Origin of the sequence: Burkholderia sp. AU44665 (assembly GCF_030504405.1) — a bacterium.
GTDB classification, from domain to species: domain Bacteria; phylum Pseudomonadota; class Gammaproteobacteria; order Burkholderiales; family Burkholderiaceae; genus Burkholderia; species Burkholderia semiarida.
The window spans coordinates 17326-44018 of record NZ_JAUJRI010000035.1; the positions used below are offsets into that span (position 1 = coordinate 17326).

A 26693-nucleotide genomic window follows, 5' to 3' on the forward strand; every position below is an offset into this window, starting at 1 on the left:
TTCGATTGTTCGTTTAACTACTTTCCCCCTGAATTGTGCTCGCGCTGCATGTAGCGGCGCGAGCACAACCCCCGGCCCGCGCTGCTGGCTACCTACCACATGAGGACTAGATGAATACCGCTCAATTCAACCAGCTCGAGATGCTCGAATATCGAGCCGCGAGCGCCCTCGTTGCTTTCGAGGATCGCGCGAAGGCGCTTCTGGAGAAATCCGAAGTGCGTGAAACGCTGAACTTCGTCGCTGCCGTGATCCTCGCGGTCACGCTGATGATGGTCGCACGCTACGCGTTCGGAACGGACGGCGCGGAGTTCCAGCAAGGGGCAACTACCCTTGAGGGATGGGCCAAAGGCAATCCCGGTAAATCCTGCGCAATCGCTGGTTTGCTGTTCGGAAGCGTGCGTGCGATGTTCGTGAAGGATTACGGTGCTTTCGTTGTCCCGTCGGGAATCGGCATCCTGACCGGCGTGATCGTTAGCATCATCGACGCCAGCTACACCGCGACGATCTGACCGGGGGCGGCGATGTCGGATGATCTCAGTCACTACGTACCCAGTCGCCTCGACGACCCGGAGAAGTTTCTGTTCTTTCGCAAGGATGTAGCTGCGATCGGGCTCACTGGCACGATCGGCGGTGTGTTGCTTAACCACACCCTGCTCGGTCTGGTCGCGGGCGTTGCGGTCGCGGCGCTTTGGCAGAAGTTCAGCTCGGGACAGCATCCCGGTATGTCGGCTCACGTCATGTACTGGGTATTGGGTCAGCCGGCGCCGAAGAAGTTTCCGCCGTCCGATCTTCGCGAACTGAACGGGTGATTCGATGACACCCGGTAAAGCCGCCCAATCACGCGAACAGCTGCAGGCCGAGAACCGCTTTCTGAAGAAAGTGCTGCTCGGGAACGGCACCACCAGTGTGGTCATAGCCCTCACCTGCGCATGGCTGGTCATCACGCAGCGCGTCATCATCATGCCGCCAGCCGTTCGCGGCACCTACGTCATCGGGGCCCGGTATGCGAACGACCAGTACCTCGCCGATCAGGCCGCGTACGTGCTCGCCCTTTCCAAAAGCGTCACGCCGACCACCGTCGACAACAACGTACGGATTCTCCTGTCCATGGTCGATGACGATCGGCGCGCCGCGCTCAAGACCGAATGGGAGGCCGACGCGCTGCAGATCAAGCACGACGGCGTGACGAACGTCTTCGAGCCGATGGGGGTAGGTGAGGTGGACTTCCGCAACAAGGCCGTGAAGGTCACCGGCACCTTGACCACCTACATCTCCGGCAAACGCACGAGCTCGGAACAAAAGACCTACGAGGTCTATTTCGGAATCACCGTCTTCGGCCGCTTGGTCCTCCTCGACATCCGAGAAGCCACGCGCGGCAAACAAGGCGTCGAGCCGCTGGTCACAACGGAGACTCCCGCATCATGAAATTTGCCTTCAGTCGACAGTCGCAGAAATTGTGCACGGCCTTCAGGCCGCGCCTCATGTCTACCGCCGTGATGCTCCTTATTACCGCTAGTGCGCATGCGATCCAGGTCGTCAAGGGAGCGGATCGGCAAGTGCAGCAGGTCTCGATTTCCGCGGCGGAATACAACGTTCTGTCAATGTCCGGGGGGCGCAGCTTTTCGAAGATCGTGCCAGCCGTACCAGGCTCGATCTCGTGGACGCAAGACGGCGGGAAGCTCTGGCTCATGCCCGCGAATCCCACCGCGCTGAATGAGTCGATCACGGTGTTCGTGATCGATGACGCTGGCACCACCTACCGTTTGTTGCTCGTACCTGGTCCGCGACCGGCCGAAGATGTCCGTATCGAACCGCCTGCAGCGCGCTCGACCCAGGCGCTCCACGCATCGGCCTTTCAACGACGGGTGAAACTCATGATGCTGGCGATGGCCGGTGGTCGGGGGGCACCGCAGCTGTCGTACACGTCGCTCGACACTGTCGTGCCGCTCTGGAAGGAGGCTGTATTGACGCTGGTCCGTCAGTACAGCGACGGCGATTTCATTGGCGAGACGTACACGCTCTCGAATACCTCGCACACTGACATGGCTCTCGACGAGCGCGAACTCTACGCGCCGGGCGTGCTCGCCATCGCAATCGAAAACGCAAACCTGCCGGCCGGCGCCAGCACGATCGTCTATGTCGTTCGTGAGCGGGGCGACCATGAGTGATGTCAATCAAGCAACCAAGCGCCGCCAGCGGATCCTGACCGTGGCCGGTTTCGCCGTCCTCGCTGGCCTCTTCGCCGTTGGTATGTTCTTCACGCAGAGCGGGCCGGCCAATCGTCAGTTCACCACGAAGGTGCCGTTTACGAGCCTCGGCGACCAGAACGATCGCAATGCCTGGCGGGCTCACTCCGAGGCGCAACTTGCTGAGCTTACGCGCAGGATGTCGAGTATAGATTCGCGCGCCGACGATGCCGTGTCGCAGATGAAAGCCTTGTCGAAAGCCCAGGAAGAGCTCAGTAAGCGGATCGACGCGATGAAGAGCACGCCGGCAAGCGCGCCCGCGCCCGCGTCCGGAGCAACGGCAGACCGCGCGGCCCTGGACAAGCCAATTCCCCTCAACGGGGCCCCGGCCAAGACGGGCGCAATCCTGAATCCGCCATTCGGCAAATCCGGCAAGCCCGGTGTCGATATGGCTGCTGCCCCTCCAAAGCTCGCCATCATTCAATTCAATACACCGACCGGCAACGGGGCCGACTGCGTCGACCCCCGCTACTCGTCGTTGCCGTTGGATCAGGCGACACGCGCACAGCAGGACTGCCTGAAGGCCAACGGCAAGAAGAAAGTCAGCTTCATCCCGGGCTCCTCATTTGTTCGCGTATTCATGATGAACGGTGTCGACGCCCCAACGGGCGGTGAGGCGCAGCACGACCCGCTTCCCGTGTTCCTCCAGGTATTGGACCCAGCCAATCTGCCGAACAGCCGGAAGCTCGACATCACGGAGTGCCGGATTCTGACGCAGGCGTATGGCGATGTGTCCAGCGAGCGCACTCACATGCGCGGCGAAACGCTTGACTGCATCTTGAAGAACGGCCGAACCGTGGAAATGCCGATCAAGGGCAACGTGATGGGCGAGGACGGCAAGGAGGGTGTGCGAGGTCGGCTCGTCTCGAAGGCGGGATCGGCATTGGCCATGTCGGTGTTCGCCGGTATCTCGTCCGGGATTGGGCAAGCGTTCAATCAGTCCGCCAACACCCTCAGTAATACCGCCCTTGGGTCCACCTCCATTATCAATCCGAGCCAGGTCGGCCGTGCTGCTATCGGCAGTGGCGTCTCTGGAGGCGCCGACGCTCTTAAGCAGTACTACATCCGCACGGCTGAGAAGCTTTTCCCCGTGATCGAAACGGACGGTGGCCGCATTGTCGAGTTCGCCGTGACAAAGGGAGCCGAATACGACGGCGCCCTCTCCGATATCAGCAACATCAACGATGGCTTGGCCAACGATGGCCGTGCTAACGATGGGGGCTACTCCGATGATTGATGAAACGAAGAGCGTGACCATGGCCGCGTTCGAGGCCGCAATGCAGCGGTGTGCGGACGAAGCGGACCACGAAGCGTCGTTCACGCAGGATGGAGACGGCAACTACCGCCAACCGGGAATGCGCAGGGCGCTTGCCGGTTGGCTCGGTGCGGCTTCGCTCATTGCCGAGCACGTGCGCGGATTCGCGGATATCGGTGCCGATCGATTTCGCGGTGATCCCGCGTTTCAATCGGGCTTCCTGGAATTTCTTAAGCAAGCTGCGGATCTGCTGGACCTCTCCAGCAACGAGCTCGGCTCGTCAGCTGTTACCAGTGTGACCGACGCGAATCCGCTCACCAGCGCGGCAGCGTTCGACGATGCGGCACTCGACGGGTTCACCAGCGAGTTGAAGGCAAAGATGGCAGTGGGTAGAGCCCAGGGGCGTGCCGGCTGGTGGAGCGCGCAACGGGATGACCTATCGACGATGTTGCGCTCGCACGTCGACAAGGGCGACCCCATCGATATCGGCCTGCTCGCCATGATGCACTGGTATAAGGGCGAGGCTATCGCGTCTGCCCCCGCGTCGCCCGACGAGATCATTGCCGCCGGCGAGCTCACGAAGATTTCCAGCAGTCCGGTTATGGGCGGCCAACTCGACATCAGGACACCCACCGGTGCCATCGGCGTTACCGGCTTTCCGAACGAACTTGCGCGTGACTGCAAGCCCTTGCTCTGGGAGCAGGTGGAGATTGTGATCCGCTCCGCAAATGCAGCGGGACCCGCTGCAGCCGTCTGTCACGATGCTGCCGCTGTTGCCTCGGAGCATAAAGCGTGAGCCGACTCTCCAAAGCACAGCGCGATCGGCTCCGGCGCAAGTACGACGGACACTGCGCGTATTGCGGAATGCCGTTGCCCGATCGGTGGCACGGCGACCATCTAGACCCGGTTGTACGCGCGGTCGAGACCAAGCGCACCGCGGATGGCCAATGGAAGCTTGTGAGCGGCCCGTCGAGGCATCCGGAGCGTGACGTCGAGTCGAATTACATGCCGTCCTGTCCGCCTTGCAACATCAGCAAGGGGCAGATGTCGCTTGAGCAGTGGCGCCAAGCGCTCATGAAGCATGTCTCCTCGCTCAACGCGTATCACCCGATCTATCGCCTGGCGAAGTGCTACGGGTTGATCGAGGAAACCGGGGCGCCTGTCGTCTTCTATTTCGAGCGCGTCGCTGCGCGCGCGGCCGTCTCTGGAGAACTTCAATGAACTCTCCCCGCGATCATCAACTTGTCCCGTGTCCGTACTGCGACGTTGACGCGGTCATGCGTGTTTCCGAGGCGATGTTCGGTGCGAGTTGCGTCGATCTCGCGTGCCCCGGTTATCAGATGGTGCTGCTCTTCAACGACGCCGCTGCCGCTGCAGCCGCCTGGAACCGACGCGCTGGCTCAGTGCATCCGGACGATGTCGCCGTCGACCTCTTCGCTGCGCGGATGAAACGCAAGCTCGCAAAGAAGCGTCAAGAAGGCCGTAGCGGATGGCGCGACCCCGCGACCGTCTCGGCGATGAAGCTCGCGAGCGAGCTTATCGAGGTCGTCGCGATGGGCGATCCCGTGGATGTTGCCAACGTCGCGATGATGCTCGACCAGCGAGGTGCAGAGGCGCGGTTCTTGCCGGCCGCGCTGTGGGACTTCGTGCAACGCCGCAAGCCCGTGGAGGACTGACCATGCCTCGCGCGAAATATATGCCGACTGCCAACGATGTACTTGCTGCCATGCGCCCACGTGTCGCCTATGCAGCCTACGCGTTGGCAAGCGAGTTTCACCTGAGCGCGGCGCGGATTCGCCCGCTGCTCGAAGCGATGGTCGCGCAGGGCACGCTCTCGATTGCGCATGTTCCGAATTCGCGGGGCTACAACGTCTGCATTGCCGGAGATAAGCGGACCCCGGACTCCCCTGTTGAAGAGTATGTCGGTGTGCCAGCCGCACCGCGCACGCATGTTGTGTTGACCGGCGACTTGACCGTATACGCGGCTGAGATCAAGCGCCGGGCGGACCTTTGCATGATGGTGCGGCGATGACCGAGATCAGCAAGATCGAGTGGTGCGACCGCACGTGGTTGACCCCTCCCCCGCGTCGGCACCCACGTTCGTCGACGGCACCTTTTCCTCAACATGCTCAACGATCCAATGAAACAGGCCAAATTCACTTTCGCTCTTCTGATGACGACGTGCATCGCGTGGGGCTGCACCACCCAAGGTATTTCTGTGGTGCCATCCACGGTTCCGGCGCGTGTCGCCGGGCCGGGCTCTGAAGCCGGTGTTACGGCGTCTGTCGGTCCGGCTGCCACGTCGAAGGTCAACCCGGCCGACCCGAACCTTGATCCCGGCGTAGCTGCGCTCAAGGCGGCGCTCCATGCACGCTACCCGGCAACCCAGTTTCACGAAGTCGCCGCCACGCCGTCGGCCGGCATCTATGAGGTCGTGATGGGCAACAAAGTTGCCTACACCGACGTCACTGGCCGGTACTTCCTGTTTGGCCACCTCTTCGACATGGTGACGCAACAGGATCTGACAGTGCCGCTCGAGCAAGCACTGCAGAAGGTGCGGTTCCCGGCCGATCGGCTTCAGGACGCGTTCGTCGAGGTTCATGGTAGCGGCCGTCGCAAGCTCGCGATCTTCGACGATCCCGATTGTCCATACTGCCTGGCCTTGGAGGATGACCTCTCCAAGCTCAAGGACGTCACGATCTACCGTTTCATGTACCCGCTCGAGTCGATTCATCCGCGGGCCCGCGCGCACTCCATAGCGATCTGGTGCGCCGAGGACAGGCTTGCCACGTGGCACGCGTGGATGCCCCTCGCATTGTCGCGCTGGATGCGCGATCAGGGATCGACTCCGACTGGCGGCGCTGCCAAGACACCTGCACCGACGCGCGTCGAGCCGAAGCTCGTGTCGTGCGCAAACCCCATCGAAGCGAACGAAGCGCTGGCCGCAAGCATGGGCATTTCTGGCACGCCCGCGCTTGTGAGCGAGGACGGGCGGGTGCTTCCGGGCGCCGCCAGCGCCGAAGCGATCGATCAATGGCTTGGAGCGAAGTGACCATGAAAAACAAGATCATGCTGGCCACGCTTTCCGCGCTTCTCACCCTGACCGGCTGCAGCTTCAGCGGCTATGACGCGAGCTCGCAATTCGCCTGCAAGGCGCCTGAAGGGGTGCTCTGCAGCAGCATGTCTGGCATCTATGCCAACGCGATGGCGCATAACCTGCCCGACCAGCGCGTGCATACAGGCGCCGGCGCGACGACGAATATCGCGCTCGGCAGCTATGCCGGAGATTTCAGCCAGGCATCGAGCGCACCGGGTGCTGCGGTCGGCGGCAATGCTCGACCCGTCGTCGGCGCCGCCGGGATTCTTCCCAAAGCGCTCGACAGCGGTGCTCCGGTTCACACGGCGTCGCGCGAGATGCGGATCTGGTTCGCACCGTGGCAGGACGCGGACTCGGACTTGCACGATCAGGAATACGTCTATCTGATCGTCGATCCCGGCCACTGGTCGATCGCGCACAACCAGCAGCGCATCCAGGCCGCGTTCCGGCCGGTGATGCCGCCGACAGCTGCGCCGGATGCTGGCAGTAGCGGTAGCAAGGCATCCGCTGCTAGCTCCAACACCGAGTCGGCGTCGGGGTCGATCTCGAGTGCCGATCGGGTCATGCAGGGAATTCTCACGCCTGCCGGTGCAGTCGACCGTGCAGCGGCTGCGATGCCCGCAGCGACAGACCACTGATCCAGGAGCCATCGATGAGCACCCTGCAGGCCTGGATCGACGACGCGAAATCGCTCGCGCGAACAGCGATCAGCGAAGCAATCCTCGGCACCGAGGACGACCTCGGGCCACCCGCACCCGTTGCTGCCGACCAGCGGCGCGTCGAGACAGTCGGACTTCATAACCTGCTGCCGTATGACCAGTACGACCCCGCCACGGAGCTCTACTACAACACGGATTCCGTTGGCTTCGTGCTTGCAGTTGCACCGCAGACGGGCGCTGACGCGGAGTTGACCCGCAGTCTCCACGGCCTATATGACTCGGTTCCTGCCGGCTATGGGCTTCAATGGATGCTGCTGGGCGACCCCATCATCGAGGAGTCGTTAAACGCCTACGTCGACTTGCGGCGCGAGTACGCCGAGGCGGGCCGTGCACCCTCGTTCTATCTGGAGCAGGCCGAGCGCCGCGCCGCGTTCATCCGCGGCAAACTCGGCCAGCCGCTGTTTCTGGGCCAAAACTACTCGATCACGGACAAGCGGCTGTTGCTGTCGATCGTGCGCAAGGGCTCGCTCGACGATCTGAAGCTGATCGAAGAAATCCAGAATATTCGCGACGTCGTCGGCGCGACGCTGAGTTCCGCAAGCCTGGCAAGCCGTACTGCGGAGCCCAACGATCTGCTGCGCTTCCTCTGGCCGATCCTCAACCCCAGTGCGTTCTTTGGCGATGGGGCTGAGACGATCGATCAGACCTACAGCGACGACAAGCCCATTCGTGACCAACTGACGGCTTTCGGTCACCACATGCGTGTGAAGGCGAAGCATTTGCTCTATGGAGTGCCGCCCGAGGATGCGGACGAGCCCGACGCGCGCATCGCGGTGCGCAGCTTTGGCGTGCACCAGTATCCGAAGAGCAAAGAGCTCTGGGAGATGAACAACATCGTAGGTTCACTCTTCAACGATGTCCATCAATACCCCTGCCCGTACCTGATCACGCTCGGCGTCCTGATTCTCGATCAGACCGCCGTCGAGACACGGGCCGCTCTGCGTGGTGCTCGCGCGACACAGAACGCCGAGTCGAAGATCGCGAAGCTGCAGCCGGAACTCGCCCTGCAGAACCAGGACTGGAAAGCCGTCTCGATGCAGCTCACGCAAGGCGGCTCGATGTGTGAGCTCTATCACACGCTGACGCTCTTCGCTCCGCGCAAAAAGATGGAGCAGTGTGTGGCGGCCGCGAAAGGAATCTGGCGCTCCGAGCGCTTCAAGCTGTTCCCGATGCTGACCCAGCAGCTCACGACGTTCCTGTCGGCCCTGCCCATGATGCTGACAAGCGACATGCGGGACGACCTCAAGAAGTTCCGGTTGATCACTACCAAGACCACCGTGAATGCGACCGACATGGCGCCGGTGTTGGGCGAGTGGTCGGGTACCAGTGGACGAGCCAATCTGCTGTTCTTTGGACGCCGCGGTACGCCCGCGCTCGTAGACATCTACTCGAGCGGAACGAACTACAACGGCTTTGTGGATGGTACTTCCGGCGCTGGTAAATCGGTACTTCTGAACGAAATTATCGGAGCGTTTCGCTCGGTCGGCGGAATCGTCCGGATCTGCGATGTGGGCTACTCGTATGAAAAGCAGATCGACATGGGCGACGGCCAGTACATCGACTTCAAGCCCGGGTCGCGAATCATCATCAATGCGTTTTCGACGGCCGGTATCGATACCGAAAATGGTCTCGACAGCGAGGTGAAATTCATCCGGCCGATTATCGCGCGAATGGTATCGCCGACCGCACCCATCACCCCATTCGAGGGTGCGTTGCTCGATGTCGCAGTGCGCATCGTATGGAAGGACTACGGTCAGGAAGGTAGTCCCACGTTGGTGCGGGACGCCTTGTTGAGCCTAAAGGACCAGAACGGGCAACCCGAACGCATCGCGTATGAACTTGCCGTGCGTCTCGAACCGTTCTGCAAGGGCGGTGTTTACGGCGACTACGTCAACGGGCGCACCAACGTAAGCCTCGACAACGAAGTGGTGGGCCTTGAACTCGAGCACCTCAACAGCGATCCCCAACTGCGCACGGTGATCATGCTCGGCCTGACCAATCAGGTCACCAACGAAATGTACCGCTTTGACCGGTCGCGGCCGAAGCTGTTCCTGCAGGACGAGGGCTGGCAGATCGTCGGTGACGATCAAGAATCGGCCGACTTCATGGAAGAAGGCTATCGGCGTGCGCGCAAATATGAAGGCAGCTTCTTTTTCGCGACGCAGGGGATCACCGATGCAGGGATGAACAAGGCTACGCAGGCCGCCTTTGACAACTCCGCATGGAAGTTCCACCTCAAGCAAAGCGACGACACGCTCAAGAAGATTGAGAAGGGCGATGTAATGGATCTGTCACCGGGGTTGAAGCGCATGTTGAAGTCGCTGCGCCCGGTACCCGGTCGCTATAGCGAGTTCGTCCTTGTCGATCCGAACGGGGGCACTCACCTGCTGCGCCATATCCCCGACGAATTCACTCTGGCCATGGCAACCACCAAGGGGCCGGACTACGAATTCATGGAGCGGTTGCGTACCAGCGGCACGTCGACCGAAGACGCCATCCGCGCCCTGATCCAAGCCAAACGGAAATGAACATGCGACACGACCTCGTACTCACCGGCCTTATCTCGATCGGCGCTTCGTTGTTGTTGGGCTCCCCGCTCGTCTACTTCTGGACGCAACGCGAAAAAGTTGCGCCGGTCGTCGTCGTCGACGTGCAGAAGCTCATCAGCGATGAGCAAGAAACGTTGCTGAAGACCTTCAATAACGGCGATCCCGTCCATATGACGGACGACGCAAAGAACAAGGCGACCCAACACGCCGGCGATTACGCAAAGCGCCTGTCGGCCGCGCTGGACCAGCTCGGCGCGCAGTGTGGCTGCGTGGTGATCAACAAAGCTGCCGTGCTTGCAGGTGACGCGCCCGATCTCACGGACCTGATCGCCAAGAGGATCGCCAAATGACACGCCTCCGGTTGATGGTGCTGCCCCGGCTTTCGGCGCGCACGCGTGGAATAGGAACGGCGGGAGAGCGATTCGCGCCGACCGACGTTGGCGATTATCTGGCCGCCTCGACCAGTACTGGTGCGGCGGTCCTTGCAAACGTAACGACGCATGTCGTCTATTGCCGATCGGCGTGCGCGATGGCTGCAAAGGCCGACCTGCGCGGAGATGAACAGTGATCGCGCTCGTCGCCTACTCCAGCGGCCTGGCTCGTTATCGACGGTTTGTTCGCACCGTCGTCGCCCTGACGATCGTGGCGGCCGTCGCATGGGGCCTCACGCCCTGGTATGGGCTGACGTTCAACATGTCGACCAGTCTGCCGGGGACGCTCTACTTCATCCGCAAGGGCCACTGTCGGCCGCGCCTCGGCGACACCATCGCATTTCGGTGGCACGGTGGGGCGACCTACCCCGCGGGACTGACCTTCATCAAACACGTGGCTGGTTTGCCTGGCGACGTCGTGCACGTCGTTGGTCGCAACGTCTGGGTCAATCAGACCTATATCGGCTACGCCAAGCCGCTCTCGCTTGCAGGGATGGCGCTGTTTCCGACCCAAGACGGCGTGATTCCGCCCGGACACTACTTCGTGGCCACGCCGAACCCGAACAGCCTCGATTCGCGGTACTCGATCGCCGGCACCGTTCCTCAAACCGCAATCGTCGGGGAGGCCTATGAAATTTTTTGACCGCTGCCGTGCCCTCATCACGCCGGCCGACCCTTCGACTGGAGGCTCAGATTCCAATGCTGGAACTTGTCTGCTTGTTGATTTCTCTCGTGTTGATTTGCGTCGGATTCATCACCGGGAATATGCATTTCGTGCTGGCCGTCGTGACCGTAGTCTGACTTGGTGTGATGCTCGTGGGTGCCTGGCATATCTGCACGGCAGTAGCACCCCTCGTTTCTCAGTTCTTCAAGTATTGGAAACGGCGATAACGTCATCCTGCTCCCTCGTTGCTCGGCTCCAATTCCGATGGCTTGAGCGACGCCCGGCCGTCACGTGGATCGCGGCATTGACGCTCGCGGCATCCCCAATCTCCGCGGTCGCGGACGACTTGGGCGTCGTTGGCCCGACGTATCCGATCGCAGAGCATGACGCAATTGCGATGCTGAAGCGTCGCCTGCTCGAACTGCAAGCCAATGGTGGGCTGGCGACCGTCGAGCGCCGCGCACGTCAGCGCGCGCTGCATGACGTAACGTCCCTGCCCCCGGTGCCGGGCATTTCAACGGTCAGCGAGTACTCGAGTCGCCTGATCGATCCGACGGTCACCTACGCAAAACCCGTCACCAATGACGCGGGCGCCGTGATTGTCGCCGCCGGCACGCGGATCAATCCGCTCGACATTGTCACGTTGCACGAGCGCCTGGTGTTCTTCGACGGCCGTGATCCGGCTCAGGCTAAGGCGGTTCAGGCGCTCGCGGCCCGCTCCGGCGATTCCATCAAACCGATCCTGACTGCTGGTTCGTGGTTTGACCTGACGAAGTCGTGGAAACGGCAAGTGTATTTCGATCAGCAGGGTCGACTTAGCCAGCGTTTCGGGATCACCCGCGTGCCGGCCGTCATCAGCCAGCGCGGCAACCAACTGCTTCTTGAGGAAGAACCTGCGGAGCAACTGCGTTGACCCGGCGACCAAACCACCTGTCACCTCCCAATTTATCGGAATCGCGATGAACAACTATGACCGTCTGGGCTTCACTGCCGACCCGGCCGTTATCGACGTCGTCGAGAAGAACTCGCCCCACGACGGCGCTGCTGCTCTTCAGCACTTCAATGCGACAGGCGAGCCGACGCGGTATGTCGTAGACGTCACCAATGATCAGGTCGTCGTTTCAGGAAACGGTGTGCTCGCGACTTACTACTGGCGCGCGAGCCCGTACGACAGCAGGGTCGCTCGTCTATCCGTTCAACCTGACCGCCAGATCGTAGGAGACAGCAGCGGGGAAATCTTTCGCGTTGTGGCGGGTGCTGTAGATGATATCCACCGTCCTGCTGCGGTCCTCGCCGAGCATCTGAGCGAGGTCGAAGCCGTTGAGCTGATCGGTCGTATCGAGAAGGGGGTGAAGGGCGCCCTCGGTATCGGCGTCGAATCGACCCATACGGTCCAGTTGGATGAGCCTCTTCCCGTCTCCGGCGTTGTTGAGTCCGCACGTCGTTCGATTGGAGCGAAGCTGCTCGGCATCCTGGCCACGGTAACGTCACGTGTGGTCTGGGTCGCCGCTTGGGGCGTTGCCGGTGCGGCGACCGGCGGTGTTGCAGTGATCCTCCTGCCGATCGTCTATCGCCTTGGCCATCACGTCGGCGCAAACCTGATCGACTTCGTCTTCCACGTGTATCCGGCGATGCGGGAGCTGCTTTCATGAGCATGCGCCCTCTCCTTCGCCGCTGGATTCTCGCGATCGCGCTGGTTGCCAGCTGCTTCTCGTTCTCGGCGCCGGCCGATGCGGGTCAGTGTGTCGGCCGATTCGCCAATCCGATCACGGATATCTGCTGGGAATGCGCTTTCCCGATGGCCATCGGTAGCGTCACGTTCCTCAATATGGGCCAGGACGACACCCCGAACCCGGGAGGATTCCTCTGCTTCTGTAACGGCACGTTCGGCGTCAAGTTCAGCTTCTGGGAGCCGATCCGGCGCGTCGACGTCACGCGCTCGCCCTACTGCTTCGTTTCGCTCGGCGGGATCTCGCTGAACCCGGGCATCCACGCCCCGGAGGGGGAGGTGCGCGAGCAGAAGGACGACACCAAGCAGAGCTTCTATCAGGTGCACTGGTACACCGATCCGGTCATGTACTACACCGAGATCCTGCTAGACGACCCCTGTATGGAGACGGGCAGCTTCGATGTCGCGTACATGACCGAAGTCGATCCGACGTGGAGCGACGACGATCTCACCTTGCTCCTCGAGCCCGAGACCTACCTGTTCGGCAGTCCGATCGCCCAGGCCGCGTGCGCAGGTGACTGCGTACTCTCGAGCCTAGGTTTCGGCAGCAACCTGCTCTTCTGGTGCGCAGGCTGCAACGGCTCGATTTATCCATTCAACGGCCACGTTCAGGCCCATGTGTCCGCGATCCAGGCGTCGTCACTGCTGGTCGAGCGCATGACCGCAAAGCTGCATCGCGAGGGTTTGATGTGGGGCACGACAGGTGACGGGGCCATGTGCGGCTACTACCTGCAGCCGGTGATGGACAAGACCCAATACAAGTACACGATGCTCTACCCCGTTGCGCAAACCGACCAGATCAACGGTCAGTGCTGTCAGCCGTATGGCCGCACGTCGGCGCTCTGGGGCGCCGGAAAAATGATCCCGTACACGGGGGAGGACTTCGCGTACGAGATTTTCCGCAAGCGCAACTGCTGCATGGGTGCGAACCTCGGAGACCTGCCCCAATGAGTCGGCTCACTTTCTCCATCGTAGCCGCCGGCACGATCGCCCTCGCGGCCGTTCACGTGTCGGCACAAACCGTGTCGAATCATGCGCTCGCGCGTGAGCAGCAACAGATCAATACCACGCGCCGAGCGACCTTCGATGAGGCAGCCAGCGGCACCGCGCGTTACCGCGGCGTGATGCCATCGTCGGATGCGATTGATGCCGAGATGAGCCGTATCCAGGGCAGTCGCGATCGGCAGATGGCCCAGGCGGCAGCAAAGGCATCTCACGATGGCAACGCGTTCCCGAACCTGCCGACGCCGGCGCCAGCCGCCGCCGGTGCCGACCCGTTCGCCGTCGCCAAACGGTACGAAAGCCGTACGCAGCGTCGTGTGACCGATTCCTTCGTCGCGTTCGCGAGCTTCTCGATGCCCGCTGCCTCGCTGGTACGCCTGGTGAAGACCATGAATCAGGCCGGCGGAACTGTGGTGTTCCGGGGCTTCAAGAACGACTCACTGAAGGCGACGGCCGCGGAAATGCAGAGGCTGGGGATTGCGTCCGGCGGCATCGTCGTCAACCCGAAGGCGTTCACGCAGTATCGCATCGCCCGTGTGCCCGCCTATGTCGTCACACGCGGTGGAGACGCCAACAATCAGGTTGACAGCAGCGGATGTGCGCTGCCGGCGTCGTACGTCTCCTTGTCGGGAGACGTGACGCCCGCGTATGCCCTGCGCCAGATCGTCGATCACAGCCCTACCTACGGGGGGATCGCCGAGCGATATCTCCGTGCACTGGGGGATGTCGAATGAACGGAATGCGGGCAACCCTGCGCCGAAGCGCACCACTGGCCATCGCGACCGCTCTGGCTGCGGTCGCCGTGTGCGCTGCTGCGGACGCCCCATCTACCGGGACTGCGTTTACTGAAGGCCAGTCGTTCGGTAAGTCAGGAATGAACGCGGCTCACGGAAGCATCAGTGGCGGTAGCTCGAACGTGCCGAACTACACGAACCAGGACGGCGAGCTGACGCCGCTGTATGGCGGTGGGCAGGGCAGTCTCGGGCCGGCCGGGTCAGGGAAGGAAGCGGATTGCTCGACGCAGCCAGCGAACCCGAGTGCCTACTGGCGTCAAGAATGCGATGCCGTGAATTACCTCGCGAAGAAGCCGCCCAATCGCATGCCGATCACCGCGAGCGATCCGATCGTGACCGGGAGCAAGGGCACGATCAATAACCCCGGGTCTACGACGAGTTCGCAGGACTGCCACAACGTGACGTCGACGGTGCCGGCGACCTACCGGAAGGAAACCTGCGAGCAGGCCGTGGGTACGCAAACCTATACCTGCAACCGCATCAATGACCCCGTCTGCACCGAACCCTATCAAGGCTGCGCCGCTGGCGGGGTCGTCGAGGGAAGCTTCACCGGCGGGTTTGCCGCGCGGCTGGCATCGAACTCTGCGCTCTGGAACTTCGGCGCTGACACGGGCTATCACGACAACTCAGGCTACAACGGACTGACCGTGTCCGGCTCGATGAGTTTCAGCGTCCAGAACCTTGGTCAGATCGGTACCGCAGTCATCAGCCAGATCACGGCAAACAATACGCTGCGCAGCGTCGACATTAACGGCGTCACGGTCTACACCGATGCGCCGGACGGCGGGCGCATTCTCCAATGCGGAGTGGCGACGCTGCCGGCGTCGTCCGGCGGTATTGATGGACGGCAGACCACCGGCTATCTTGCCGCGTCCTCGCCTGGTGTGACCTTCACACACAATTTGATTTACAACGGCATTCGGAGCGTGTGTTCGGATAAAACTGCCTTTACGGCAGATGGCGGTCTCACGGAGTATCGACCGTTCTTCACCTTCGGTAGCGAGTACGAGGGGAACCCGTCGACCATTGCGCCCAACACCGACATCCGCTCGTATTTGCACGAGGGCGTCAATACCGTCGAGATTCAAGCGGCGATAGGCGGGTACGGTTTCCAGGGCGGCGGGCAGGCCCGAGTTGAGCTCACGCTGAACCAGATCTGCACCGCGACTTGCACGCCGAACTGGATCGACCAGTGCAGCTCGTTCGAACAGCGGGCCGCACAATGAATATCCGCGCTCTCATGTTCGCCGCGCGTGCGTTCACCCTCGTCGGCAGTGTAATGACGGTCACCCTGCTCGCCGCGCCGGTAGCGTATGCCGCGCCCACCTGCCAACGCACTGGTTCAGCCTGCATCGAGCCGGCCGGCACACGTGTCATCAACGGGATTCCGCTCTACCAGGATTGCTGGAACTACCAGGATACCTACGAATGCCAAGCCGCTTCCACCGTTAACGACTGCGCGCCATTGCAGCAGCAAGGCTGCGGCCTTGTGAACCAGCAGTGTGTGTCATACAACGACGCGGTGCAGGGAAGCTGCGACACGATGCAGTACACGTACCAGTGTCTCGATACTCCGGCGCACACGACGACCGTCACCCAATGCACGAACACGATGTGCGCACCCGGTGCCGGATGCTTCTCGTCAAGTAGTGGTGCGGACGGCGCGCTCGGCAAGGTCGTAGCAGGGCTGGAAACCGGGCGCGAAGCCGGCGCCTACGGTGTCGGTGGCGGTAACGTGAACATTTTCAAAGGCTACGACAGCAGCTGCTCGATCAAGGTGCTGGGCGGCCTCGAGATCAAGAGCTGCTGCACCAGCAACGGCGGCGGTGCCGCTTACTCGAACAACGCGATCGGAAGCGCCGCGGTCAGCGCTGGACTGTCGGTTGGCGGAACGGCGGCGAAGCAGGGCATCGCGTTAGGGTCGAGGTATGTCTTTGACCAGCTGTACGAAACGGTCGATAGCTCGATCGTGAACTCTGGTCTCTTGCAGATGGGCGCATGGGCGGACAGGGCGTTGTCTACCTCCGGAACCTTTGGTGCCTACGGCTTTAGTTTTTCGTTCTCCCTCACCAATGGTGTTCAGCTTGCAGATTTCAATCCGTACGTATTCGCGGCCGAGATCGCTGCGCAGCTGATCCAGATGTGGCTCGCATGTTCCCCTGACGAGCAGGTGCTCAGTCTGAAGCGTGGCCAGAACCTCTGTGTCCAGTACAACCAGGGCTGCTCCAAGCGCGTGCTCGGCGTGTGCGTCGAGGAAAAGAAGAGCTACTGCTGTTTCAACTCGTTGATCGCGAAGCTTGTCAACCAGCAAGGCAAGGCGCAACTCGGCATCCCCTTCGCCGGCTGCGGTGGCTTCACGGCCGACCAACTCCAGCGTATTGATTTTTCGAATATCGACTTTACCGAGTTCGTCAATTCGATCCAGTCCAAGGCCGTCGACGAGGACGCGATTCTGCAGCGCGTGCGGCAATCGATCGGAAGCGAAAAAGGGGTATCCCAATGATGCGCCTTGTCTCCGCTGCGTTTGCTACTGCGATTTTTGCGCTGCCGGCCGCGGCTTTCGGCGGTAGCTACGACGAATTCAGTGCAGTTCTCATCGACGCGATTGATCACGGGTCAGCGTCTGGCGCGCTGCGTGGACCCGTTGCGGGTTCACTTATCACCAAGCTGCACGCCAACGGCCCGGTCTACGTCACGGCTCGCTCGATCGGCGACTTGCCGCGGCCGGGCTGCAAGCGTCTGGACGTGCTGTTCGACGTCCGCGGCGTCCAGACCGAGGCGGGCGAAGCCAGCGGCCGCCTGGACGTGAAGATGAACTATTGCCGCGATCAGGTCCCGCCGATTGGCCTGACGCCGGCGGCGCCGTCGCAACCCGCGGGAGATACACCGTGACGCAGCACCGGCCACTGGTTGCAGATTTCAAAACCCTCACGACGCAGGAGCGTTGAAATGTCCATCGAAAGCATGTTTCCCCCTTCGCGTTCCCGCTCCGACTGGGCCCAGGCGCTGCGGGCCAGCCTTCCCTGCTACGTGCGGCGCCTCTTCGTGGCTTTCGTCGTTGTGCCGGCGGCCGTCCCAGTCGCCGGGCTCGCAGTTCTCAACCTCGGGTCGTTCACGGGTATGGCAACGACCGTGCTCGAACAGGCTGCTGGAAGCGGCACGAATCCGGACACGATCCGACTGCGGACATGTGCCGATACCGCGGCTCAGTATTCGCCGTCGGCCATTTGTATGCACTGGCGGACTGATGACGTTCCCGTCGCTACGCTCGCTCGTCGGGTTGGTCACGGCTTGTTCGTCGCGTGGCTCGTTGCTGCCGCCATTACGCTTGCTGCGGACCTCGTCTGGTCTCCGCCCTCGCCTCTCGCGTTGCGCACACACCTCGATTCGATCGGACGGCAGCGTGCCGAGCGTAGTCGCGCAAGCCGCGAAGGAGAGGTGAAGTGAGACTGCAGATTACGATCACCAGCATGCGCGCCGCGCCGGCGCCCGACTTGCCGAGCCATCTTTTTGCTGGCGCCGGCAGTGACCGCGCGACCTTCCGGGTAACGCGCGGCGCCGCGCCGTCGCGCGAAGCCATTTCCGTATTGCTCGAGGACGCGATCGCAGATGTTTGCGTGACGAACTACGATCAGGTCACGGGGCAAGGCAGCTTCGTTGTTGTCGACGGATCGGCGCCGGCGCCCGGTACGACGATCGAGCTCGATGACGACGCGGTCGCGGATCCGGTCGACTTGTCTGACGGGACGCCGCTGAGCTCGGCGGGGCCGATCCACCGTCCCGCGATCGAACAGTTTTACGACATGCTCGATCGGCACGACTGGTTTTTCGGTTACTCAGACGATTCCCGGGTATATCGGAATGGAAGCGACAACCTCGACTGTCTGAGGGAGATCGCAGGTTCCCTGGGCGGCGACCATGCCGCGCTCCTCGCAGCCTTCCAAAAGCATCATTTCTCCGGTGCGCCATGGTCGACCCCAAAGTGGGACAAACCGGCTCGGCCAGTGAGCGGTGTCGTCAGTATCCCGGCGGCACCTTCGTCGGCGTCGACAGAGGCCGGCTGGCAGCACGACAGCCAGCCTCCTGCCGAACCGCCTCACGCGCAGCGCGATGACGAGTTGATCGAGCTTGCTGCATATCAGCGACATTGCATTTCGAACGTAGTTGGCGCGGCTTTCGCCTGGCGGAACGCACGTCGGGCGTTTATGGGCGCGGCGGCGGTGTTGCACAAGCCCAAGGCCCGAAGCCAATTCTTTTGGATTCTCGGAGGGCCGCGGCATCAAGCCGATGCGGCAGAACAGGTCAAGGCGGCGCAGTCTCTTGGTTTCGCGGAAGTGCAACTCGAGCAGGCACTCGGCCAATTGATGGACGCCGGCTATGACGTCGACGCGCAGCGGAGCCGGCCATGAGCGCAATCCGTGGATTCGGGCTCGCGGTAGCGGTCGTGCTTCCTGCAGCGCTACTGGTGTCGCCGATCGCGCACGCCGATGGGTTGGACTACAAGTCCGCCTGGAGCTGCGACGGGCAGGAGAAATTCAATTGGTACTGCGACGACGACAAGCCTGCGGCGCCGGCAGGTGCGAGCGCGGCCAAGCCAACCGATTCCGACGACTTCGACCAGATCAAGTCGGCCGATGAGATGCGCGAGGCGCTGAAGCACCGACTCGACGTCGCGAACATGGACCCGACGCCCGAGCACATCAAGGAGTACATCAAGCTCTGGGAGTACGTCCAGCAAAAGAGCGCTGTCTTCGCCGATCAATGGCGCCGCGTCGTATGGCAGAACCCGAGCCTCGATTACTCGCTCAAGCGTCCGACCAACAACGTCGCTGTCCATACCTACGACCGGACCCGGGATTCCGACCAGGACGGGCAGCTGCGTGCGCTCGCGCAGAAGCACGGCCTGATTTTCTTCTTCCGCTCGGACTGCCCGTACTGCCATGCGATGGCCCCGACGATTGTGCTGCTCGCGCAGCGCTATGGCATTGACGTGCTGCCGGTCTCTCTGGACGGGCGAGGCATTGGCGAGTTTCCGAACCCGACGCCTGACCACGGGCAGGCGTCGGTCTGGGGCGTCCAACAGGTGCCCGCCCTCTTCATCGCGTCGAAAGAGACCGGCGACCACGCGATGATCGGCTCGGGAACGATGTCCCTCCAGGACATCATCGACCGAATCTTCGTTCTCACTGCCTCGCAGCCTGGAGAGCTTTTCTGATGAAACCGACACGCTGGATTGCCGCAATGACGGCTGCAGTGTTTGCCATCGCCCCGGCCTATGCGCAGGCGATGTCGATGCAGCAGGTCTTCGACTCTATCAACGCCATGGGCAACGTATCGAGCCCACGCGCGTTGCAGGGCGAAACGATGGATATGTACAGCGGCGGAAGCGTGTTCATGCGCACGCCACACAAGACTTACCAGCTCGCGAGTGTCACGGCCCCGGAATGGGGCGCGGGTTGCGGCGGGATCGACCTGTTTGCCGGCGGGTTCAGCTTCATCAACAAAGAGCAGTTTGTTGCGCTGCTGCGCAACATCGGCTCGAACGCCTTGGGCTACGCATTCAAGCTTGCCCTGCAGAACCTCTGCCCGACCTGCGACAACGTCATGCAATCGCTGCAGACCATCGCCCGCGACGTCAACCGGATGAACATCGACTCGTGCCAGGCCGCCGAGGGCATCGTCAACGCCGTGACGCCCGTTGCATGGAAAAAGGAGCAGGCGAACCTGGCCGACACGCTCGGGCCATTCACGAACCTGTATTCGGATATGACCGATGCCTGGACAAATACCGGAAACAACTCGGCACAAGCGGCGCAGACGATCAACACGGCCACTGCGTCGGATTCCAATCTAGCGGCCAAGCAGCCGTACGGCAATGTGACGTGGCAGGCGCTGCAGCAGCTGCCGGACCTGAGCACGTCGGATCGCGAATTCCTGATGTCGCTGGTGGGGACGGTCATCTTCCCCGACCCGTCGGATTCGGGCGGCACGGAGGTGAACCCTGTATTTCTCCCGCGAATCGGCAGCCTCACGGTGCAGGAGCTGGTCGGTAACGATCCCGCTGCGAACAGCGGCACGACGATCCAGGTGTACGTGTGCGACGAGACGTCGAAATGCCTGAATCCGTCAGTGCAGGAAATTGGGTACACCCCCTTCCGTACGCTCGTACAGCAAAAGCTGCAGGTGATCACGGATGCGATCGCATCGCGCTCCGCGATCCCGAACCCGGCAGACACGTTTCGGTTCCTGAGCATGACCGACCTGCCGGTCTACAAAATGATCGCGGTCGGCACGCGCCTGAACAATTCGTCTCTGGCCGACCAACTGTTGAGCACCTACCAGTCGCTGATCGCGGCCAAGTACGCCGAGGCCTACATCCACGGATCTGCTGAAGACCTCCGCCGGGCAATCGCGCGTTACGGCACCGTTAAATCCAGCACGTCGCTGCTCGACGAGGCCACGAAGCTCAATACCAACATCGACACGGTCGAATCGGAAGCACGCAGCGTCGTGATGCAAGCCTTCAGCCAGACGTCGAACGCGTGGCAGCTGGTCGAGCAACTCCAGTCGATCGAGCGTGCCGTGCACGCGAATGTGTCGTCTTCGCTTCGGAACTCGTTGGCGTTCGGCCAGACGTTGAACGGCGGGAGCACGCAATGAACATGGAAATCGACACCTATGGGAACGTCGATACCTTGTACTACGTCATGCAGGGTATCGCGTCTTTCATGGGTAGCGGCACCTGGACAGGTCTCATCCGCTACACGCTGTTGTGCGGGGTGGTGATCTGGACGATTGTCGCGATCGGTCGGAAAGGCTACGAGATCTTCCGCTGGTTCGCCGCCGCGATGCTGATGACGCAGCTGCTGTTGCTGCCTATTGAGAACGTGTTCATCACCGACGTCAACAACGTGCAGCCGACTCGAGAGGTGGATCACGTCCCCGCGTATCTCGCCGCCGTTGCCCAGAGCTTCACGCTCATCTCTCGCGTGCTGACGCAGTCGTACGAAACGATCTTTTCGGTGCCGGATACGCTGACCCTGAAAAAGGGCGATGTGGGTTTCGGCATCTCCGTGCTGCAGAAGGTGAACAAGGCTGAAATCACTGATCCGGGGCTGCACGCCGACCTTATCCAGTTCTTCAAGGAGTGCACGGTCTACGACATCCAGGACGGCGCAATTGATCCGAAGACGATCATGAACGGCACGGACCCCTTCAATACCGTGTTCACGTCGACGAGCCCTGCACGATACGTGACGACGAACACCCTTACCGCGAACCCTACGACGGACACGTGTTCGGCGACCGGCACTTTGTTGCTGCTGCGCGTACAGGACGCTGAGCAAGCGGCCGAGCAGATGTATGGCAGCGAGATGTATCCGGAGATCGCCGACGCCTCCATGGCGAAGGCGGAATTCGTCAACGCGATCGGAGATTCGTACGGCTTCATCCTCCAGTCGTCGCAGAACGCGTCGTCGGCGCTACGACAGGCAATGTTCAACAACGTATGGCGTCAGGCGGGCGCGGAGCTGCCCGCGATGCTGAACGATCCGGCGCGCGTGGCCGAGGTCAATGCGTTGATGAGTTCGGCCCAGGCTGCGGTGGCGACGAACGGTTCGCTTGCCTCCATGGCGATTCTGGCCAAGAACACGCTGCCGACTGTTCGCAACTATGCCGAAGCGATTATCTATGCGGTTTTCCCGCTCATTCTGGTGCTCTGCTTGATCAGCGGCGCGGATGGGGCCAAGCGAATCCTCGCGATGTATGCGAAGACGGTGGCGTGGGTATCTATCTGGCCGATGCTCTTCGCGGTCATCAACGGGCTGTCGCTGATTCACCTGAGCCATGAGATGCGCTCGATGTTGTTGCAGGCCGGGGTGCCGTTCGGGATGGCGGCGAAGTTCGGGCAGACGTTGCTCGACGAGCAGGCGCTGCTTGGATACATGGTGATTATTACGCCACCCCTTGCCTGGATGTTGCTGAACTTCGCGTCGGCCGGCGTTGTCGGCGCGTTCTCTCAATTGAGCGGCGCGCTTACAGGGTCCGCTCAACAGATCGGTGGCCAGCAGGCGCAGGGCGACGAAAACATCGGCAACGTGCACATGGATTCGTCGTCGATCGATAACGCGTCGCGCAACGTGACCTCGGCGAACAAGTACGACAACACCGTGCAATCGCGCACTGGCTCGATGAACGTCGATACCGGGACCGGCTCGGCCTTTACGAATTTTGCCAATGGCCTGATCGCTCGAACCGAGTTTCAAAACAACCTTGGTGTTTCGGCAACCTCCCAGGACGCATTCGAGCGGTCGCTCGGCACCGACACCTCGACGGGTGTCGCGGCAAACCAAACGAATTCGACCTTCGCTGGGCGCGAGCAGCTTGCGTCCAGCACGAATAGCGTCTCGAGCAGCCAGGAACGGGGAAGCTCGCAACGGCTTGCCGATGAGGCCAGTTCTGGTACGCGGGCCTCTTCGACGCAGTCCGGCGAGCGCCGGACGTCGAACGACCAGCAGTACGCAGTCGATCAAGCACATTCCGTTGAAGGGCAGACGTCGCTTGGCGGAAGAGGATCCATCATGCTCGGTGGTGGCTTCGATAAGTCGTTTGGTGATGATGCGCAACCTGCTGGCAATGTCGGAGGTGGCGGTGGTGGATCGTCAGGTGGCAATGGTCGGGGCCCGAGCGGCAATGGGTCCCACGGAACCGCCAATTCCTCGGCGAACTCACCACTATTCAATCAAGCCGAGGAAGACCGGCTTGCGCGCAAGGCGGAGTCGCTCGGAAAAACGCCACAAGAGGTGCAGGCGGTGCGCGACGCGTATCGGTCGAAGGTGCGCGCGGCAGATTTTGTCAACGGCGGCGGCACTGGAAAGGGGCGGTCCAGTCTGAAATTTGGGCTCGACGTTTCGGGTGAGGGTGGCTACACGCGATTCTGGCGAAATTCCGATGCACAGAAGTTCGTCGATCAGTACGGAAGTTTGGGCGCCTATACCGAAAGCGATCAAGTTAGCCGGGAAGGCTCACAGATCCATTCGGACTCGACGGGGATGGAGTCCGGGCAACACGTTCGCAGCGACCGTTCCGCGTCTCTGACGGACCAGGTTTCGTCCGGCTCTCGCGTTTCAGCGGATCTCACTCGCAGCGCAGACGTGCGCCAGCGCGGATCGACGCAAGTGGTTTCGCGCGTAGATACCTCGACCAACCTGATGACGCCTGAGAACCTGCAGGCGGTCGCTGCGCGCAACGGTATGCGATACAGCCAGCTGATGACGCTGCCGTCTCCGCAGATCGCTCAGCTGGTCGCCCAAGATGCAGCGATGCGCGACATCGTTTCGCGCAACTCGACGTTGCCGACCACGGCTCGTGATGGGTCTGCTCTCCCTGCGAGCGGGATCGACGTCGCTCGCCAGGACCAACGCAACCAGTCCGGTGTTGGCGCAAGTGCCCCCGCGTCGTTCCAGCGATTTGCAGGTGCGGTTGGACCAGTGGATACGACACCCCTGGATGTTGCGACTCCGATGCCCCAAATCGTGACCGACGCTCAGCAGCGTGTGGATGCTATGCAGCAACGGGTCGCAAGCGAGTCCGCCGCGCCGATCAAGCAGGTGCGTGACCACGTCGATCCGTCGGCTGACAACAAGCCGCTCATGATGCCCGAGCGGGCACCGGGCCGCTCGCTTTCCTCTCCGCCGGCGGCGACCTCAGCTTCTGATAGCAAGGGGCCTCTGTCGGCATGGGTGAACTCGATTCAGCCGACCGGGCCGGTTGGAACAACGTCCACCTCGGCACCTATTGAAAGCTTCCTGCATCCGCGAACGACGGGAAATGGCCCGACTCTTGAAGCCGCTCGAGCGGCGGGACCCGCGCCCGCAACTCAACCGCGCCTGTCTGAATCTGACTTCAGGATCGTGACTCTGCCGGCCCGCAACGACCACATGTCACATCTGCAGAGTGATCGTCGAGCGCCCGATCCTCTTGACGGGACATACAGCCGGCCGTCTCCGGAGGTATCCAGTCTTGATCAAGAAGCTGTAGCGCGACGCGTCGACCCGACACCGGGTCACCGAGTGGTTGACGATGGAAGTCAGGGACGTGGCGTGCCGACCGCTTCAATGAAGCGCAGCGGCGGGGTCTCAGTCGTGGCTCCGCGAACGACGGCCGTTAGCTCCGGCTCGCGAATTGACAACGTCAAACCTACTAACGCTGGTCCAGTGGGGGCTACGCCGGCGCCTACTGCGCCTGGAACAGCTGCCCGGAGCAGTTCGACGTCTGGTGGCGTCGGCCTCCCAACCGTCGAGTCACAAGTCGGCGGTGTTGAAAGAAAGATGGAGATCGATCGCGCGCCAGCCGGACCATCTGCTGCTGGGGCTGTCTTGCCTACGACACCTTCGCCGTACCCCGATCCCGCAACCGCCGAAGGCGCCCCATCGGTTTCGCGCGACGAGTCGGCGGCCAGCGGCGCCGCCACTTCCCCGAGCGCTCTGGTGTCGCCGAGTCGACTAGGGCGCGGTTCGGCCGATGACGAACGTGGAGTCAAGTCGATCCCGCGGGCGGACGTTGCAAACGATGACCCCAAGAACCAATGAAAAAGGGGCCTTGCGGCCCACTCAGAATATGAAGAACTCACTGTCACCAATTTCGAAGAGAATCATTCGGCCCGTGGTAGGGCTGCTTCCAGCTATTGGTGTACTCGTCGACAAAGCTACGCGACCTAGCGAGATTATCGTCATATCCACCGCCCGACCTGTCGGTGATGGCGAGGTGGCCGACTTTCGCAGCGATGCCGATTTCTGCGAACACGCCGAATATGCAGGAAGAGAGAGCGCCAAACGCCAAAATGGTAAAGGGCAGCTGCATTACCGTAATCACGATGGCCGCAACCAGGAGCGTGGTCAGGTAGCACCACATGATTTTCCGGTAAATCAATCGGCCACTGCGCGATGCAATAAACGACGTGAAAACCGAGAAAATCACTGCTGCCATTATCGCCATGAAATTCGCAAGCACATAGTCCATGATGAGCGTCCCCGTACGCAATTAGTGTTGACGTTACGCCTGATTTTGCGTACTGGCAAGTTAATCCTTGATGAATTAATTCGTCGTGGTGTCAATTCATTTGCGTCTTTAAATAGCGCGATCTCGACGGTGAGTCGAGTGCGTCTGGCCGCGCTCACGTTTCCTGCCCTGCTTCTTGCTGCTTGCGCCTCGGTGCACGGCGACAACGCCTGCGCCCGCTCCTATTCAGCGGATGGCCACGCCTCTCACGTCGGGAGGTCGGCATGAAGTTTCTCCTCTTCCTCGCGCTCGCGGCCGGTGTCGGCTACTACGTGCTGCATGACGGCCCAACGCCGGATTTCGGCAATTTGTCGTCGTCCGTTGGGCATTATGCGAGCGCTCTGAAACACCCGGCCGAAAACGCCTCACATTCGGAAAGCACCGGCTCTGGCGATCGCGCCTCCGTGCAATTCGCCACTTCGCCAGACGGCCAGGCCGAGGCCCTCGTGCTGAGCGTGATCGATACCGCGCAGTCGGAGCTCGACGTCGCCGCTTACGAGCTCACCAATCGTCGCATCGTTACCCACCTGATCGAGCGCGCCCACGCTGGTGTGCAGGTTCGTGTTGTCCTCGACCGCTCGCAGCTTGACGGCCGCGGCTCGAAGCTCGCGGATCTCGTCGCGGCCGGAATACCGGTTCGTATCGACATGGCCGTACCGCTCATGCACGACAAGTTCATCGTCGCTGATAGCGATACGACCCAGACAGGCTCGATGAACTACACGCAGGCCGGCGCCAACCACAACGCAGAAAACGTCCTCGTCATCTGGCATCACGCCACGGTCGCCGCAGCCGTGCGCAGCGCGTGGACGCGGCTATGGAATGAATCGAAGCCTTACCCAGGGGTTTGACCCAGGAAGCACGCGCGCAAGCTTAATTTTTTCAGGAGAACACGATGCCTCATGTCGATTACGAAGTCGCCTGCCAAACGATCGGGCAGCTGATCGCCCACTATGTCGCCGTCATCGCTGAAGAGGAGTCGCGGTCGGAGCCGGATGCGGAGTGCGTCGCGATCGCGGACGCAGAACGCAAGACTCTGGTTGCCGCTCGCGATGCGCTGCATCCGGATGATACGGTCGCGATCACTCGTGCGCTGGACGTCTACGGCCTGCGTGTTCGTCGATTGAACCTCGGTCGCGCCTGACTCCG

General features: G+C 61.7%; 29 protein-coding genes. 28 read left to right on the forward strand and 1 reads right to left on the reverse strand.

The features are described from left to right. The first annotated feature begins 110 nt into the window (after window positions 1-110). From QZM15_RS32610 to QZM15_RS32735, 26 genes are all read left to right on the forward strand, one after another. Complete coding sequence (locus QZM15_RS32610) at window positions 111-509, forward strand: hypothetical protein (protein WP_109343319.1); 399 nt, start codon at window positions 111-113, stop codon at window positions 507-509. A gap of 12 nt (window positions 510-521) precedes the next feature. Next, window positions 522-809 (forward strand): type IV conjugative transfer system protein TraL, encoded by a 288-nt coding sequence (traL, locus tag QZM15_RS32615; protein WP_089487643.1) that lies wholly within the window; start codon window positions 522-524, stop codon window positions 807-809. A 4-nt stretch (window positions 810-813) separates the two neighbouring features. After that, a complete protein-coding gene (locus tag QZM15_RS32620) occupies window positions 814-1425 on the forward strand; it encodes a type IV conjugative transfer system protein TraE (protein ID WP_109343318.1) in 612 nt (203 codons plus the stop codon). Continuing rightward, a complete protein-coding gene (locus QZM15_RS32625; RefSeq protein ID WP_174392408.1) occupies window positions 1422-2168 on the forward strand; it encodes a type-F conjugative transfer system secretin TraK in 747 nt (248 codons plus the stop codon). Before QZM15_RS32620 ends, QZM15_RS32625 begins: the two co-directional genes overlap by 4 nt. Continuing rightward, complete coding sequence (locus tag QZM15_RS32630) at window positions 2137-3483, forward strand: TrbI/VirB10 family protein (RefSeq protein WP_226094268.1); 1347 nt, start codon at window positions 2137-2139, stop codon at window positions 3481-3483. The genes QZM15_RS32625 and QZM15_RS32630 overlap by 32 nt, the downstream gene beginning before the upstream one ends. Beyond that, the gene (locus QZM15_RS32635) at window positions 3476-4297 is read left to right on the forward strand and encodes a hypothetical protein (protein ID WP_109343347.1); all 822 of its coding nucleotides are present in this window, start codon (window positions 3476-3478) and stop codon (window positions 4295-4297) included. Before QZM15_RS32630 ends, QZM15_RS32635 begins: the two co-directional genes overlap by 8 nt. Beyond that, the gene (locus QZM15_RS32640) at window positions 4294-4722 is read left to right on the forward strand and encodes an HNH endonuclease signature motif containing protein (RefSeq protein WP_011695064.1); all 429 of its coding nucleotides are present in this window, start codon (window positions 4294-4296) and stop codon (window positions 4720-4722) included. The genes QZM15_RS32635 and QZM15_RS32640 overlap by 4 nt, the downstream gene beginning before the upstream one ends. Then, the gene (locus QZM15_RS32645) at window positions 4719-5177 is read left to right on the forward strand and encodes a hypothetical protein (RefSeq protein WP_109343317.1); all 459 of its coding nucleotides are present in this window, start codon (window positions 4719-4721) and stop codon (window positions 5175-5177) included. Before QZM15_RS32640 ends, QZM15_RS32645 begins: the two co-directional genes overlap by 4 nt. Before the next feature lie 2 nt (window positions 5178-5179). Then, entirely contained in the window at window positions 5180-5533 is a 354-nt protein-coding gene (locus tag QZM15_RS32650; protein ID WP_041489688.1) for a hypothetical protein, read from the forward strand. Window positions 5534-5626: 93 nt separating this feature from the next. Continuing rightward, on the forward strand, window positions 5627-6553 hold the full coding sequence (locus tag QZM15_RS32655; RefSeq protein WP_226094269.1) for a DsbC family protein: 927 nt from the start codon (window positions 5627-5629) through the stop codon (window positions 6551-6553). Between the two features lie 2 nt (window positions 6554-6555). Next, window positions 6556-7236 carry a type IV conjugative transfer system lipoprotein TraV gene (gene traV, locus QZM15_RS32660; protein WP_109343314.1) on the forward strand — a complete coding sequence of 227 codons (681 nt, stop codon included), beginning with the start codon at window positions 6556-6558 and terminating at the stop codon, window positions 7234-7236. Window positions 7237-7250: 14 nt separating this feature from the next. Next, a complete protein-coding gene (traC, locus tag QZM15_RS32665) occupies window positions 7251-9845 on the forward strand; it encodes a type IV secretion system protein TraC (RefSeq protein WP_109343313.1) in 2595 nt (864 codons plus the stop codon). A gap of 2 nt (window positions 9846-9847) precedes the next feature. Beyond that, entirely contained in the window at window positions 9848-10216 is a 369-nt protein-coding gene (locus tag QZM15_RS32670) for a TrbI F-type domain-containing protein (protein ID WP_226094270.1), read from the forward strand. A gap of 214 nt (window positions 10217-10430) precedes the next feature. Beyond that, complete coding sequence (locus QZM15_RS32675) at window positions 10431-10940, forward strand: S26 family signal peptidase (protein WP_109343311.1); 510 nt, start codon at window positions 10431-10433, stop codon at window positions 10938-10940. A 316-nt stretch (window positions 10941-11256) separates the two neighbouring features. After that, on the forward strand, window positions 11257-11874 hold the full coding sequence (gene traW, locus QZM15_RS32680) for a type-F conjugative transfer system protein TraW (RefSeq protein WP_109343344.1): 618 nt from the start codon (window positions 11257-11259) through the stop codon (window positions 11872-11874). Window positions 11875-11920: 46 nt separating this feature from the next. Continuing rightward, entirely contained in the window at window positions 11921-12613 is a 693-nt protein-coding gene (locus QZM15_RS32685; RefSeq protein ID WP_109343310.1) for a hypothetical protein, read from the forward strand. After that, the gene (traU, locus tag QZM15_RS32690) at window positions 12610-13641 is read left to right on the forward strand and encodes a conjugal transfer pilus assembly protein TraU (protein ID WP_109343309.1); all 1032 of its coding nucleotides are present in this window, start codon (window positions 12610-12612) and stop codon (window positions 13639-13641) included. Before QZM15_RS32685 ends, traU begins: the two co-directional genes overlap by 4 nt. Beyond that, window positions 13638-14426, forward strand: coding sequence for a type-F conjugative transfer system pilin assembly protein TrbC (trbC, locus tag QZM15_RS32695; RefSeq protein ID WP_109343308.1), 789 nt, complete (start codon window positions 13638-13640; stop codon window positions 14424-14426). Before traU ends, trbC begins: the two co-directional genes overlap by 4 nt. A gap of 5 nt (window positions 14427-14431) precedes the next feature. Further along, complete coding sequence (locus QZM15_RS32700; protein ID WP_226094271.1) at window positions 14432-15712, forward strand: hypothetical protein; 1281 nt, start codon at window positions 14432-14434, stop codon at window positions 15710-15712. Then, entirely contained in the window at window positions 15709-16989 is a 1281-nt protein-coding gene (gene traN, locus QZM15_RS32705; RefSeq protein WP_109343306.1) for a conjugal transfer protein TraN, read from the forward strand. Before QZM15_RS32700 ends, traN begins: the two co-directional genes overlap by 4 nt. Continuing rightward, entirely contained in the window at window positions 16986-17378 is a 393-nt protein-coding gene (locus QZM15_RS32710) for a hypothetical protein (RefSeq protein WP_109343305.1), read from the forward strand. The genes traN and QZM15_RS32710 overlap by 4 nt, the downstream gene beginning before the upstream one ends. Before the next feature lie 57 nt (window positions 17379-17435). After that, window positions 17436-17933 carry a hypothetical protein gene (locus tag QZM15_RS32715; protein ID WP_109343304.1) on the forward strand — a complete coding sequence of 166 codons (498 nt, stop codon included), beginning with the start codon at window positions 17436-17438 and terminating at the stop codon, window positions 17931-17933. After that, window positions 17930-18895, forward strand: a complete 966-nt coding sequence (locus QZM15_RS32720; RefSeq protein ID WP_226094272.1) for a hypothetical protein — start codon at window positions 17930-17932, stop codon at window positions 18893-18895. The genes QZM15_RS32715 and QZM15_RS32720 overlap by 4 nt, the downstream gene beginning before the upstream one ends. Next, a complete protein-coding gene (locus tag QZM15_RS32725; protein ID WP_109343303.1) occupies window positions 18892-19701 on the forward strand; it encodes a conjugal transfer protein TraF in 810 nt (269 codons plus the stop codon). Before QZM15_RS32720 ends, QZM15_RS32725 begins: the two co-directional genes overlap by 4 nt. Beyond that, window positions 19701-21146 (forward strand): conjugal transfer protein TraH, encoded by a 1446-nt coding sequence (locus QZM15_RS32730; RefSeq protein ID WP_109343302.1) that lies wholly within the window; start codon window positions 19701-19703, stop codon window positions 21144-21146. Before QZM15_RS32725 ends, QZM15_RS32730 begins: the two co-directional genes overlap by 1 nt. After that, window positions 21143-25075, forward strand: coding sequence for a conjugal transfer protein TraG N-terminal domain-containing protein (locus tag QZM15_RS32735; protein WP_109343301.1), 3933 nt, complete (start codon window positions 21143-21145; stop codon window positions 25073-25075). Before QZM15_RS32730 ends, QZM15_RS32735 begins: the two co-directional genes overlap by 4 nt. A 43-nt stretch (window positions 25076-25118) precedes the next feature. Here the strand turns inward: QZM15_RS32735 and QZM15_RS32740 are convergent, their stop codons facing one another. Further along, a complete protein-coding gene (locus tag QZM15_RS32740; protein ID WP_174392406.1) occupies window positions 25119-25505 on the reverse strand; it encodes a hypothetical protein in 387 nt (128 codons plus the stop codon). Window positions 25506-25768: 263 nt separating this feature from the next. Here QZM15_RS32740 and QZM15_RS32745 point away from each other — a divergent pair, with 263 nt between their 5' ends. Beyond that, complete coding sequence (locus QZM15_RS32745; RefSeq protein WP_058904052.1) at window positions 25769-26395, forward strand: phospholipase D family protein; 627 nt, start codon at window positions 25769-25771, stop codon at window positions 26393-26395. Between the two features lie 44 nt (window positions 26396-26439). Next, entirely contained in the window at window positions 26440-26688 is a 249-nt protein-coding gene (locus QZM15_RS32750; RefSeq protein WP_109343300.1) for a hypothetical protein, read from the forward strand. Window positions 26689-26693: the final 5 nt, after the last annotated feature.